At 68.5% G+C, this 12,076-nt stretch carries 12 protein-coding genes; 4 read left to right on the top strand and 8 right to left on the bottom strand.

Annotated features, from left to right (window positions below):
* Nucleotides 1-172: 172 nt before the first annotated feature.
* Nucleotides 173-1,468, bottom strand: coding sequence for an O-acetylhomoserine aminocarboxypropyltransferase/cysteine synthase family protein (locus PE061_RS17675; protein WP_271256527.1), 1,296 nt, complete (start codon nucleotides 1,466-1,468; stop codon nucleotides 173-175).
* Nucleotides 1,469-1,608: 140 nt separating this feature from the next.
* Here PE061_RS17675 and typA point away from each other — a divergent pair, with 140 nt between their 5' ends.
* Complete coding sequence (gene typA / locus PE061_RS17670; RefSeq protein ID WP_271256526.1) at nucleotides 1,609-3,423, top strand: translational GTPase TypA; 1,815 nt, start codon at nucleotides 1,609-1,611, stop codon at nucleotides 3,421-3,423.
* Between the two features lie 66 nt (nucleotides 3,424-3,489).
* Here the strand turns inward: typA and PE061_RS17665 are convergent, their stop codons facing one another.
* From PE061_RS17665 to PE061_RS17655, 3 genes are all read right to left on the bottom strand, one after another.
* A complete protein-coding gene (locus PE061_RS17665; protein ID WP_271256525.1) occupies nucleotides 3,490-4,863 on the bottom strand; it encodes a serine hydrolase domain-containing protein in 1,374 nt (457 codons plus the stop codon).
* Nucleotides 4,864-4,973: 110 nt separating this feature from the next.
* A complete protein-coding gene (locus tag PE061_RS17660; RefSeq protein ID WP_271256524.1) occupies nucleotides 4,974-5,186 on the bottom strand; it encodes a hypothetical protein in 213 nt (70 codons plus the stop codon).
* Between the two features lie 203 nt (nucleotides 5,187-5,389).
* The gene (locus PE061_RS17655) at nucleotides 5,390-5,926 is read right to left on the bottom strand and encodes a PAS domain-containing protein (RefSeq protein WP_271256523.1); all 537 of its coding nucleotides are present in this window, start codon (nucleotides 5,924-5,926) and stop codon (nucleotides 5,390-5,392) included.
* Nucleotides 5,927-6,015: 89 nt separating this feature from the next.
* On the opposite strand from PE061_RS17655, the gene PE061_RS17650 reads away from it, so the two are divergent.
* Together PE061_RS17650 and fghA are read left to right on the top strand one after the other, a co-directional pair.
* The gene (locus PE061_RS17650) at nucleotides 6,016-6,522 is read left to right on the top strand and encodes a prolyl-tRNA synthetase associated domain-containing protein (protein WP_271256522.1); all 507 of its coding nucleotides are present in this window, start codon (nucleotides 6,016-6,018) and stop codon (nucleotides 6,520-6,522) included.
* The gene (gene fghA / locus PE061_RS17645) at nucleotides 6,519-7,358 is read left to right on the top strand and encodes an S-formylglutathione hydrolase (protein ID WP_271256521.1); all 840 of its coding nucleotides are present in this window, start codon (nucleotides 6,519-6,521) and stop codon (nucleotides 7,356-7,358) included. The genes PE061_RS17650 and fghA overlap by 4 nt, the downstream gene beginning before the upstream one ends.
* Here the strand turns inward: fghA and PE061_RS17640 are convergent.
* The gene (locus tag PE061_RS17640) at nucleotides 7,355-7,954 is read right to left on the bottom strand and encodes a hypothetical protein (RefSeq protein ID WP_271256520.1); all 600 of its coding nucleotides are present in this window, start codon (nucleotides 7,952-7,954) and stop codon (nucleotides 7,355-7,357) included. The genes fghA and PE061_RS17640 overlap by 4 nt on opposite strands.
* Nucleotides 7,955-8,055: 101 nt before the next feature.
* On the opposite strand from PE061_RS17640, the gene PE061_RS17635 reads away from it, so the two are divergent.
* The gene (locus PE061_RS17635; protein WP_271256519.1) at nucleotides 8,056-9,045 is read left to right on the top strand and encodes a zinc-dependent alcohol dehydrogenase family protein; all 990 of its coding nucleotides are present in this window, start codon (nucleotides 8,056-8,058) and stop codon (nucleotides 9,043-9,045) included.
* Here PE061_RS17635 and PE061_RS17630 read toward each other — a convergent pair.
* The 3 genes from PE061_RS17630 to hutG form a co-directional block, all read right to left on the bottom strand.
* Nucleotides 9,042-9,521: a flavin reductase family protein gene (locus PE061_RS17630; RefSeq protein ID WP_271259240.1), complete on the bottom strand. Its 480-nt coding sequence runs from the start codon at nucleotides 9,519-9,521 to the stop codon at nucleotides 9,042-9,044. The two genes, PE061_RS17635 and PE061_RS17630, sit on opposite strands and share 4 nt — an antisense overlap.
* A 96-nt stretch (nucleotides 9,522-9,617) precedes the next feature.
* Complete coding sequence (gene hutU, locus PE061_RS17625; RefSeq protein ID WP_271256518.1) at nucleotides 9,618-11,273, bottom strand: urocanate hydratase; 1,656 nt, start codon at nucleotides 11,271-11,273, stop codon at nucleotides 9,618-9,620.
* Nucleotides 11,270-12,070 carry an N-formylglutamate deformylase gene (gene hutG / locus PE061_RS17620; RefSeq protein ID WP_271259239.1) on the bottom strand — a complete coding sequence of 267 codons (801 nt, stop codon included), beginning with the start codon at nucleotides 12,068-12,070 and terminating at the stop codon, nucleotides 11,270-11,272. The genes hutU and hutG overlap by 4 nt, the downstream gene beginning before the upstream one ends.
* Between the last annotated feature and the right edge of the window lie 6 nt (nucleotides 12,071-12,076).

Genomic DNA, 12,076 nt, shown 5'->3' with positions numbered 1-12,076 from the left:
TTCATCATCCCGAGCGAAGTCGAGGGACGCACGACGCCGACAACGCGGCGGCATGACCGAGGCGGGTTGGTAAGAGTGTAAACGCCCGGCGGGGGCGCCCCTCACCAACTTCGCCTATGGCCTCCGGCCAAGGCTTCGTATCCTCTCCCGCGGGCGGGAGAGGATAGGGGAGTCAGGCGCCTGACGCTGCGAGGGCCTGTTCGATGTCGGCGATGATGTCGTCGATGTGTTCGAGACCGATCGACAGGCGGACGTAGCCGGGCGAGACGCCGGTGGCGATCTGGTCGGCTTCCGAAAGCTGCGAGTGCGTCGTCGAGGCCGGGTGGATCGCAAGGCTGCGGGCGTCGCCGATGTTGGCGACGTGGTAGAGCAGCTTGAGATTGTCGATGAAGGCGCGGCCGGCGTCGCGGCCGCCCTCAAGCTCGAAGCCGAGCAGGCCGCCGTAGCCGCCTTTCAGGTACTTGTCGGCGCGGGCGCGGGCTTCGCCGTCCTGAGCGGACGGGTGAATGACCTTCGTTATCCCCTTGCGCTTCTTGAGATAGTCGACGACCGCCTGCGTGTTGCTCGAATGGCGCGGCATCCGGAGCGGCAGGGTTTCGAGGCCTTGCAGGATCTGGAAGGCGTTCATCGGCGACAGCGCCGCGCCGAGGTCGCGCAGCAGCACGGTGCGGGCGCGCAGGATGTAGGCGATGGGGCCGAGCGGCTTCACCGCCTGCGTCCAGACCGCGCCGTGGTAGCTCGCATCGGGCGTGTTGAGCGTGGGGTGACGCTCGGGCTTCGCTTCCCAGTCGAAATTGCCGCCATCGACGATGAGGCCGCCGATCGAGGTGCCGTGGCCGCCGATGTATTTCGTGGCCGAATAGACGACGATGGCGGCGCCGTGATCGAACGGACGCGCGAGCAGCGGCGCGGCGGTGTTGTCGACGATGAGCGGGATGCCGAGCGCGCGGCCGAGCGCGGCGACCTCGCCGATCGGGAACACGCGGAGCTTCGGGTTGGGCAGCGTCTCCGCGTACCACGCGCGGGTGCGGTCGTCGCTGGCGCGCACGAAAGCCTCCGGGTCTGCGGGATCGACGAAGCGGACCTCGATGCCCTGATCCTTCAGCGTGTTCGCGAACAGGTTCCACGTCCCGCCGTAAAGGTCCGTGGAGCTGACGATATTGTCGCCCGCACGGGCGAGGTTCTGGACCGCGAACGCCGACGCCGCCTGACCCGAGGCGACGGCAAGCGCCGCGACGCCGCCTTCGAGCGCGGCGATGCGCTGCTCGAGGATGTCGGTCGTCGGGTTCATGATGCGCGTGTAGATGTTGCCGAGCTCGGAGAGTGCGAACAGGTTCGCCGCGTGCTCGGTGTTTTTGAACTGGTACGAGGTCGTCTGGTAGATGGGGGGTGCCACCGCGCCCGTTGTCGGGTCCGCGCGCCAGCCCGCGTGAAGGGCCAGCGTTTCGGGATGCAGGCTGTTGGTCACGGTCGATCCTCCTTGTCGGTTTTGGAAGCTCTAGTCGGGTAAGCAGCACTTCGCCAAGAGGCGACACGCTTGCTGCGATGCAGCAGGTGCTGTATGGGCGCGCGCAACGCATTTCTCGAATCCGAAAGACACCCCCTGCCATGGGCCTTCGTAACGTGGCTATCATCGCCCACGTCGATCACGGCAAGACGACTCTTGTCGACCAGCTTTTCCGCCAGTCGGGCACGTTCCGCGAAAACCAGCGCGTGGAAGAGCGCGCGATGGACTCGAACGACCTCGAAAAAGAGCGCGGCATCACCATCCTCGCGAAGTGCACGTCGGTGGACTGGAACGGCACGCGCATCAACATCGTCGACACGCCCGGCCACGCCGACTTCGGCGGCGAGGTGGAGCGCATCCTCTCGATGGTGGACGGCGTGATCCTGCTCGTCGACGCCGCCGAGGGGCCGATGCCGCAGACGAAGTTCGTGACCGGCAAGGCGCTGGCGCTCGGCCTCAGGCCCATCGTTGTCGTCAACAAGGTGGACCGCGCCGACGCGCGCGCCGACGAGGTGCTGGACGAGGTGTTCGAGCTGTTCATGGCGCTCGACGCCAGCGACGAACAGCTCGACTTCCCGGCGCTGTTCGCGAGCGGGCGCGGCGGCTATGCGGGGCTTTCGGCGGATGTGCGTTCGGGCGACCTGACGCCGCTGTTCCAGAAGATCGTCGAGCATGTGCCCGCACCCGACGCCGACCCCGCAGGGCCGTTCACGATGCTGGCGACGCTGCTCGACCGCGACAACTTCCTCGGCCGTATCCTCACCGGCCGCATCACCAGCGGCAAGCTTTCCGCCAACATGCCGATCCGCGCGCTCGATCCCGAGGGCAAGGTCGTCGAGGAAGGCCGCGCCAGCAAGGTGTTCGCCTTCCGGGGGCTGGAGCGCGTGCCGGTGGAGACCGCGGAAGCGGGCGACATCGTCGCCATCGCGGGCCTCTCGAACGCCACCGTTGCCAACACGATCGCCGAGCCTTCGGTGACGGAGGCGCTTCCGGCGCAGCCGATTGATCCGCCGACGCTCGCGATGACCTTCGCCGTCAACGACAGCCCGTTCGCGGGCCGCGAGGGCAGCAAGGTGACGAGCCGCATGATCCGCGACCGCCTGCTGCGCGAGGCCGAGGGCAACGTCGCCATCCGCGTCACCGAAAGCGCCGACAAGGACAGCTTCGAGGTGGCTGGGCGCGGCGAGCTTCAGCTCGGCGTGCTCATCGAGACGATGCGCCGCGAAGGCTTCGAGCTCGGCATCTCGCGCCCGCGCGTGCTCTTCAGGGACGGTGAGAACGGCCGCGAGGAACCCTATGAGAACGTTGTCATCGACGTCGACGACGAGCACTCGGGCACGGTTGTCGAGAAGATGGCGCTGCGGAAGGGCGAACTCACCGACATGCGCCCGTCGGGCGGCGGCAAGACGCGCCTGACGTTCATCGCGCCGTCGCGCGGGCTCATCGGCTATCACGGCGAGTTCCTGTCCGACACGCGCGGCACGGGCATCATGAACCGCGTGTTCGACAGCTACGGACCCCACAAGGGCCAGATCGCCGGGCGCCAGAACGGCGTGCTGGTGTCGATGGAGCAGGGCGAGGCGGTCGCCTATGCGCTGAACGCGCTGGAGGACCGGGGCATCCTGTTCATCTCGCCGGGCGAGCCGCTCTATCAGGGCATGGTGATCGGCGAGAACGCGAAGCCGCAGGACCTCGAGGTCAACCCGCTGAAATCGAAGCAGCTCACCAACTTCCGCGCCTCGGGCAAGGACGACGCCATCCGCCTGACGCCGCCGAAGCGCATGACGCTGGAGCAGGCCATCGCCTACATCGACGACGATGAACTCGTCGAGGTGACGCCGAAGTCGATCCGTATCCGCAAGCGCTACCTCGATCCGCACGAGCGCAAGCGCGAGGCGCGCAAGGCGGCGGCCTGAGGCTCTCATCAATAGTTTAGACAGCGATTCACGGTTCAGGTTGAATCAACCTGAACCGATCGCGGTCTAGCGGGCGACGGATGCTGCCGTGTCCGCCTGCCGCGTGAAGGTGATGCCGCGCACCCGGTCCGTGCCGAGCGTGAAGCTGCTGCGGTCGTCGGAGAATTTGAGCGTCATGCCGTCGCCGCGGTAAATGCCGTCCGGGGCGAGCGTGAAGGTCAGCGGCGCGCCCGTCGCGGCGTAGGGCGAGGTGATCGCCGCCGTCAGGGCGGGGCCTTTCGTGCTGATCTCGTAAGTCGCCTGAAGCTCGTCCGAATAATAGCGGCCGCCGGGCGGCGCGACATTGGGCTCCAGGATCTTGCCTTCGATGAGTTCGAGGACGGCGTCGGCTTTCTCGCCGGGGTCCCAGTCGCTGCGGTTGCAGAAGACCGCGACGCCGAGGCGGCGGTCCGGCAGGCGTATGTACTGGTTGCGGAAGGCCTCCGCGCCGCCGCTGTGCTGGACGAAGTGCTGCCCGCGCCGCTCGCCGACCATCAGACCGCCCGCATAGGCCTGCCGGCTGGGCTTGCGGGTGGCGGGTTCGCCGTTCGCGAGGCGGCCGGGCTCGAGCATGATCGCCTTGACGGCGGGGGTCCAGACCTTGCGGCCAACCTCGATGTCGTACTCGTAGCGCGCGAGGTCGTTGATCGTCGTCATGAGGCCGCCCGAACCGCTGATCAGCGGATAGGTGTCGCGGATCTCGTAGCCGCCGTCCTTCGGCGTGTAGCCGTGCGCGACCTTGCCCCCGGGCCGCGCCCCGTTCATGAACACGCTGTTCTTCATGCCGAGCGGCTTCAGCACGGCCTTTGCGGCATAATCGCCGAACGGCATACCGGAGACGCGCTCGACGATTTCCGCGAGCAGCAGGTAGCCGCCGTTCGAGTAAGTGAAATCGGTGCCGGGCGTGAAATTGGTCTGCTTCTGGCGCAGCAGCAGGTCGAGCGCCTTCGCCTTCGTGAACTGCGCCGCATCGTCGCTGCCCGACCAGCGCGCCAGCGCCAGCCAGTCCCTGACGCCCGAGGTGTGGTGGATCAGCATCTGCACCGTGACCGGTGCATCATAGGCGGGCAGCTCGGGGAGATATATCCGGATATCGTCGTCGAGCCCGAGCTTGCCCTTCGTGATCAGCGTCGCGGCGGCGAGCACGGTGAACTGCTTGGAGACCGACGCGGCATAGATGCGCGTGTCGCCGTCCAGCGCCTGCCCGGCGGCGATGTCGGCCATGCCGGCGGCGGTGATGAAAAGCGGCTTGCCGGCCTTGAACGCGCCGACCGCGCAGCCCGGCGCAGCGGCCACGCCGGGATCGGAGACGAGCGCGCGCACGGCTTCGGGATCGGCCGCCGCGGCAGCAGGCGAGGCCAGCGCGGCGGCAAGCGCGACAAGAACACAAGACCGTTTCATGAATACCCCCTTCGGCTCGGCGAGCGGAGAGGGAAGGGCATCCGGCCCGGCGCTGCAAGAGCGTATCTCGGCAGCGCGCTATAACCGCAGGTTATCCGGCACGTCGTCCGTCAGGCCGCGACCAGCACCCCGAGATCGGTGAGATAGTCGGCGCCGCCCGTCTGCTGGAGCGGCAGCGCGGTGGCGCAGAACGCGCATTCGGCGGAACTACGGCCGATGTACCAGTTGGTGTGGCCGCATCCGGGGCAGCAATTCACCTTCGAGGGGCGGTACACAAGCCGGTAGCCCTGCTTCGAGCCGTCATAGGCGCGCGTGTCGAGCATGGTCCTCGTCCTTTCAACCCGGCGCCGAATAAGGGCGCCTTGTCGATGCAACACGCAAGGAGGGTGCCAGTTCCCCATGTCGCGGAAATTGCAGCGTTCCGGGGACCGACGGCAACGGCGATGTAAGGTTTTCCGACCCGCCTGTGCCGTAATGGAACAGGCCTGCAGGTCGATACGATGGCGCAACGTATTGATTTTCCGGGCTAGATGCCCAGCAGGTGGACCTCGCCGGGCTGCGGGATGAGCATACCGTACCATTCGAGGAACTTGCCGTTGCCGTCGCGCACGGCGGTGCCGGTGGCGCTGAACGTCACATAGTCGCCGCCGGGCGGCCGCATCCGCATGACGGCGCCGCGCGGAACGCCGCTGCGGATCGCGAGCGCGAGCGCCTGCTTGACGGTCTCGACGTCGTCGGGATGGGTGAAGCCCTGCCAGCCGTCTCCGAGCGCGTCTTCCGCGGGGCAGCCGGTGAGGCGCGTGAAGCTGCCGTTGATGTAGGTGACGTCGCCCTTCGAATTACAGGCGAAGATGATGCAGGGAACCATGTCGACGATCGATTCGAAGCGCTGCTTGATGATCTGCATACACTCGACCTCGGCGCGAAGGCGGCGAAGCTCGCTCTCCTTGCGCGCAAGCGCGGCTTCCGACCGGACGCGGACGTGGTCGATGGCCCGGCGCGCGAAGTCCAGCTCCTCGGCGCCGGGCGAAAAGCCCGCAGGATGATCGGTTTCTCGGTCCACGGCTCGTCCCAACGCAGCACGATACGAGAACATACTGGCACGCGAGGGTTAATGCGCTGTATGCGCCGTGGCCGAGAAAGGGGACCCGCGTGACACAGGCGGAAACGAAACTGGAGGCCGCGCTCGCCGCGCTCGGCATCGTCTTCACGAAGCATGAGCACGACGCGGTGTTCACCGTGGGCGAGAGCGAGGCGCTGCACGCTGAGATCGCCGGCGCGCACACCAAGAACCTGTTCCTGAAGGACGAGGCGGGCGCGTTCTTCCTCGTCACCCTGCCCGCCGAGGCGCGGGCGAACCTGAAGGCGCTGCCCGCGGTGCTCGGCTCGCGGCGGCTGAGCTTCGGCAAGGCGGACGACATGGCACGGCTGCTCGGCATCACGCCGGGCTCGGTGACGCCGCTGGCCGCGTTCAACGACACGGGCCGCGTGGTGACGGTGGCGCTGGATGCCGCGCTCGCGGCGGCGGCGGTCGTCAACGTCCACCCCTTGCGCAACACGGCCACGGTCGGCATGTCGGGCGCGGACCTCGTGCGTGCGCTCGAAGCATGGGGGCACGCGCCGATCATCGCCCACATCCCCGTGCTGGAGGACAAATGACCATCGAGACCGTTTCGACGAACCGCAGCTTCGGCGGCACACAGGGCGTCTACAGGCACGCGTCGCGGGAAACCGGCACGCCGATGGTGTTCAGCGTGTTCGTGCCCGATCATGCGCCGGGCGCGAAGCTGCCGGTGGTGTGGTATCTCTCCGGGCTGACCTGCACGCACGCCAACGTCACCGAGAAGGGCGAATTCCGGCGCGTGTGCGCCGAGCTCGGCCTCGTCTTCGTGGCGCCCGACACGAGCCCGCGCGGCGACGACGTGCCCGACGACGAGGCCTACGACTTCGGCAAGGGCGCGGGCTTCTACGTGGACGCGGCGCGGGCGCCGTGGGCCGCGAACTTCCGGATGCGCAGCTATATCGAGAGCGAGCTTCCCGAGGTCATCGGCGCGCATTTCCCGGCGGACATGGCGCGGCAGGGGATCATGGGCCATTCGATGGGCGGGCACGGCGCGCTCACCATCAGCCTTCGCAATCCGGGTCGATTCCGATCGACCTCGGCGTTCGCGCCGATCGTCAGCCCGATGAGCTGCCCGTGGGGCGAGAAGGCGCTCGGCGGCTATCTGGGGCCGGACCGCGCGGCGTGGCGCGAGTACGACGCCTGCGCGCTGATCGAGGACGGCGCGCGCGTGCCGGAGCTGCTGGTGGATCAGGGCGACGCGGATGCGTTCCTGAAGGAACAGCTGAAACCCGAACTGCTGGAAGCCGCGTGCGCGAAGGCGGGCATTCCGCTGACGCTCGGGATGCGTGAGGGCTACGACCACAGCTATTACTTCATCTCGACGTTCATGGAGCCGCACCTGCGCTGGCACCATGAGCGGCTCGTCCGTTAGGACGGATCGGCCTTTTCGCTGCGCAGCGCCTCGCGGAAGGCGTCGAGGCGGGCGCGGTAGCCTTCGGCGTCGCCGTATTCGAGGAACGCGTGGTAGCGCTGGTGCGACCCGCTGACCTTGATGGCGTGCTTGATCGGACACCAGTATTGCTCGGTGCGCGCGGCGACCTCGCGCACGTAGCTGACGACGCCGTTGCCGTAGCTGCAATAGGCGCAATTGAGCGCCTCGATCCCGTTGAGGTAGGCGAGGCGGCCGCGATCGAAGGCGATATGGTCGCTGCGCCGCACGCGCGGGATGCCGTAGGCGCGGAAGCAGATCGCCTGATAGAGGCTCGTCCACAGGTCGATGAGGACGAACGGCACGATCAGCGAATAGATCACGGGTGCGGTCGCGAGGGTCCTGAAGGACGACTGGGCGATGAACTGCGCGAGACCCATACGCAGGCGCCGGTGCTCGGCGACGATGCCCTGCTCGAACTCGACGAGCCGGGCCTTCAGGGACCAGCCGAGCGCCGTGCGGCGGCGCTCGATCTCGCGGTCCAGCTCCTGCTGAAGGCGGACGATCTCGTGCGCCAGTTCCTCGATACGCCCCGTCATGTGCTTCCCCCGGGCAGCCGGCCCGGAGCGATGGTAGTGCAGCGTGCCGCATTGCGCGACTCCGGATGGCGCGTCACCCTGGCGGCAAGAGGAGCCGAGCCATGACCACGATGCGCGCCGCCGAACTTGCAGGGCCGGGACAGGCCCTGCGGATCGTGGAGCGGCCGATGCCTGTGCCGGGCGCGGACGAGCTGCTGATCGCGGTGTCTGCGTGCGGCGTGTGCCGCACCGACCTTCACGTGATGGACGGCGAGATTCCCGCGCGCTACCCGATCGTGCCGGGGCACGAGATCGTCGGGCGCGTGATCGGCATGGGCGCGGGCGTGACGGGCTTCGCGGCCGGGCAGCGCGTCGGCGTGCCGTGGCTGGGGCATACGTGCGGGCATTGCCCCTATTGCGACGCGGGGCAGGAGAATCTCTGCGATCATCCGGAATTCACCGGCTGCACGCGCGACGGCGGCTATGCCAGCCACGTAGTTGCGGACGCGCGCTACTGCTTCCCGATCCCCGAGCGCTTCTCCGACGTGGAGGCCGCGCCGCTGCTCTGCGCGGGGCTGATCGGCTGGCGCGCGCTGCGCATGGCGGGCGAGGGGCGGCGCATCGGGCTCTACGGGTTCGGCGCGGCGGCGCATGTGTTGGCGCAGGTCGCGGCGTGGCAGGGGCGGGAGGTGTTCGCCTTCACCAAGGCGGGGGACGTGGAGGCGCAGGCGTTCGCGCGCTCGCTCGGCTGCGTGTGGGCGGGATCTTCGGAGGAGATGCCGCCGGAAGCGCTCGACGCGGCGCTGATCTTCGCGCCGGTGGGGGCGCTGGTGCCCGCGGCGCTCAGGGCCGTGCGCAAGGGCGGGCGCGTGATCTGCGCGGGTATCCACATGAGCGACATCCCGGCGTTCCCCTACGCGGACCTGTGGGGCGAGCGGGTGATCCGGTCGGTCGCGAACCTGACGCGCGAGGACGGCACCTCGTTCTTCGCGGTGGTGGAGCAGTCGGGGCTGAGGACGGTGACGGAGACGTTCAGCCTCGAAGAGGCGAACGTGGCGCTCGAACGGCTGCGGACGGGCCGGCTTTCGGGCGCGGCCGTGATCGTTCCCTAGGCGGGGACGCGCGTGTAGCGGCCGTCCACGTAGAGCAGCGGATCGACGACGTCGCCGACTGTCACGGACTGCACGAGGCCGATGACGATGGTGTGCGTGCCGTAGGCGAAGAGGCCGTCCTGCTTGCAGACGACGTTCGCCTGCGCGCCGCCGAGCAGCGGCAGGCCGCCGGGGCCGTCATGCCAGTCGCCACAGGCGAAGCGCTCCTCGCCCTTGGCGCCGCCGCCGCACAGGCGGGAAATATCCTCCTGATCGGCGGAGAGGATGTTGATCGCGAAGTCCGCGCCCGCGGCGAGCGGCGCGTGGATCGAGGCCGAGCGGTTGACGCAGACGAGCATCGAGGGCGGGTCCATCGACATCGCTTCCACCGCGGTCGCCGCCATCAGGAAGCGCTCGCCCTCGTGACGGCTGCTGATGACGCAGACCGTGGTGGCGAGGCGGCGCAGCGCCTGCTTGGTCGCGCCGACGAGATCCATTTCACCCAATCCGCTTCTCCCGGTCCCGCTTTTGCCGGAGCCTATGGCACAGGAGGATGCGGGAAGCCAAGTCGGTGTGGTGCGGGACGCACGACCTCAAAGTATGGCCGGCAAATCGAGGCCCTGCTCGCGGGCGCAATCGAGCGCGATGTCGTAGCCCGCGTCGGCGTGGCGCATCACGCCCGTCGCGGGGTCGTTCCAGAGCACGCGCTCGATGCGGCGTGCGGCGGCCTCGGTGCCGTCGCAGACGATGACCATGCCCGAATGCTGCGAATAGCCCATGCCGACGCCGCCGCCGTGGTGGAGCGAGACCCATGTCGCACCGGAGGCTATGTTGAGGAGCGCGTTGAGGAGGGGCCAGTCCGAGACGGCATCGGAGCCGTCGCGCATCGCCTCCGTCTCGCGGTTGGGGCTGGCGACCGAGCCGGAATCGAGGTGGTCGCGGCCGATGACGACCGGGGCTTTCAGCTCACCCGAGGCGACCATCGCGTTGAAGGCGAGGCCGAGGCGGTGGCGGTCGCCGAGGCCGACCCAGCAGATGCGCGCGGGCAGGCCCTGAAAGCGGATGCGCGCGCGCGCCATGTCGAGCCAGTTGTGGAGGTGCGGATTGTCCGGGATCAGCTCCTTCACCTTGGCGTCGGTCCTGTAGATGTCCTCCGGATCGCCCGAGAGCGCCACCCAGCGGAACGGGCCGATGCCCCGGCAGAACAAAGGCCGGATGTAGGCGGGGACGAAGCCGGGGAAGGCGAACGCATCCTCGACGCCTTCGTCCTTCGCGACCTGCCGGATGTTGTTGCCGTAATCGACGGTGGGGACGCCCGCCTTCTGGAAATCGAGCATGGCGCGGACGTGCGCGGCCATCGAGGCCTTCGCGGCCTCGGCAACGATCTCCGGGTTCTGCTCGCGCATCCCGAACCAGCGTTCGAGGCTCCAGCCGGCCGGGAGATAGCCGTTGACGGGATCGTGCGCGGAGGTCTGGTCGGTGAGGAGGTCAGGGCGGATGCCGCGCCGGTGGATTTCGGGGAGCAGCTCGGCGGCGTTGCCGAGGAGGCCGACCGAGACGGGTTTCGCCGCGGTGGTGACGATGTTCAGGGCTTCGTCGAGACTCTCCGTCGAATGATCAAGATAGCCGGTGCGCAGGCGCATCTCGATCCGGCTCGGCTGGCATTCGATGGCGAGGCACGACGCGCCCGCCATCACCGCCGCGAGCGGCTGCGCGCCGCCCATGCCGCCGAGGCCCGCCGTCAGCAGCCACTTGCCCGAGAGGTCGCCGCCGTAGTGCTGGCGGCCCATCTCGACGAACGTCTCGTAGGTGCCCTGCACGATGCCCTGCGTGCCGATGTAGATCCACGAGCCCGCCGTCATCTGGCCGTACATGGCGAGGCCCTTGCGGTCGAGGTCGCCAAAATGCTCCCACGTCGCCCAGTGCGGCACGAGGTTCGAGTTGGCGATCAGCACGCGCGGCGCGTCGGCGTGCGTGCGGAACACGCCGACCGGCTTGCCGGACTGGATGAGCAGCGTCTCGTCGTCGTTCAGGCGGCGTAGCGTCTCGACGATCCTGTCGTAGCTTTCCCAGTCGCGCGCGGCGCGGCCGATGCCGCCGTAGACGACGAGCTCCTCGGGGCGTTCGGCGACGTCCGGGTGGAGGTTGTTCATCAGCATCCGCAAGGGGGCCTCGGTGAGCCAGCTTTTCGCGCTGAGCGTGGTGCCGGTGGCGGGGCGGATGACGCGGGTGGTGTCGGTTCGGGTCATTGGTTCCTTGCGAAAGCGATGGCGGCTTCGAGGATTTCGCGCAGCACGCGCTGAAGCGGCGCGGCGCGGGCGGGGTCGTAGTCGGCGGGCCAGTTGCCCCAGGCGGTGACGGGCGGCTCGGCGAGGTAGGTGCGCATCGCGAGTTCCATCTGGATCGCGTGCACGCCGTCTCCGGGGTCGCCGTAGCGGCGCGTCGTCCAGCCGCCCTTGAAGCGCCCGTCGAGGACGTGGGTGTAGGGCGAGCGTTCGCAGGCGGCCATCACCGCTTCGGCAAGCGCGGGCGTGCAAGTCGTGCCGCCGTTGGTGCCGACGTTGAGGTCGGGGAGATCGCCGGGGAACAGGCGCGGTACGTGGCCGCGAATGGAGTGCGCGTCGTAGAGCACGACATGCGGGTGGGTTTTCCGCAGGCGGGCGATCTCCCCGGCGAGCGCGCGGTGATAGGGATCGAACCATGTCTCGCGGCGGCGGACGATCTCGGCCTCGTCGGGTTCCTCGCCGGGACGGTAGAAGGGCTCGCCGTCGAAGGTCTCGGTGGGGCAGAGGCTCGTGGTGATCCGGCCGGGATAGAGCGAGACGCCGGAGGGGTCGCGGTTCACGTCGATCACCGTGCGCGACATGCCGGTGCGGATCGTCGTGGCGCCGAGGTCGCGCGCGAAGGCGTAGAGCGCGTCCACCCACCAGTCGGTGTCCTTGAGCGCGAGCCACGGCGAACGCAGCGTGTCCTCGATCTCCGGCGGGATCGTGGTACCGGTGTGGGGGAAGGCGACGACGAGCGGCGCGTCGCCCTGGTGCACCATCAGCCA

This window comes from Sphingosinicella microcystinivorans (assembly GCF_027941835.1).
Lineage (GTDB): Bacteria > Pseudomonadota > Alphaproteobacteria > Sphingomonadales > Sphingomonadaceae > Sphingosinicella.
The sequence above is the reverse complement of the archived record's forward strand: the minus strand, read 5'-3'. Positions and strand labels throughout refer to the sequence as shown.

Bases quoted from the DNA above. Each gene is read 5' to 3' on its own strand.
- typA (WP_271256526.1), top strand. From the start codon at position 1,609: ATGGGCCTTCGTAACGTGGCTATCATCGCCCACGTCGATCACGGCAAG.
- PE061_RS17665 (WP_271256525.1), bottom strand. From the start codon at position 4,863: ATGAAACGGTCTTGTGTTCTTGTCGCGCTTGCCGCCGCGCTGGCCTCG.
- PE061_RS17660 (WP_271256524.1), bottom strand. From the start codon at position 5,186: ATGCTCGACACGCGCGCCTATGACGGCTCGAAGCAGGGCTACCGGCTT.
- fghA (WP_271256521.1), top strand. From the start codon at position 6,519: ATGACCATCGAGACCGTTTCGACGAACCGCAGCTTCGGCGGCACACAG.
- PE061_RS17640 (WP_271256520.1), bottom strand. From the start codon at position 7,954: ATGACGGGGCGTATCGAGGAACTGGCGCACGAGATCGTCCGCCTTCAG.
- PE061_RS17635 (WP_271256519.1), top strand. From the start codon at position 8,056: ATGACCACGATGCGCGCCGCCGAACTTGCAGGGCCGGGACAGGCCCTG.
- PE061_RS17630 (WP_271259240.1), bottom strand. From the start codon at position 9,521: ATGGATCTCGTCGGCGCGACCAAGCAGGCGCTGCGCCGCCTCGCCACC.
- hutU (WP_271256518.1), bottom strand. From the start codon at position 11,273: ATGACCCGAACCGACACCACCCGCGTCATCCGCCCCGCCACCGGCACC.
- hutG (WP_271259239.1), bottom strand. From the start codon at position 12,070: ATGGTGCACCAGGGCGACGCGCCGCTCGTCGTCGCCTTCCCCCACACC.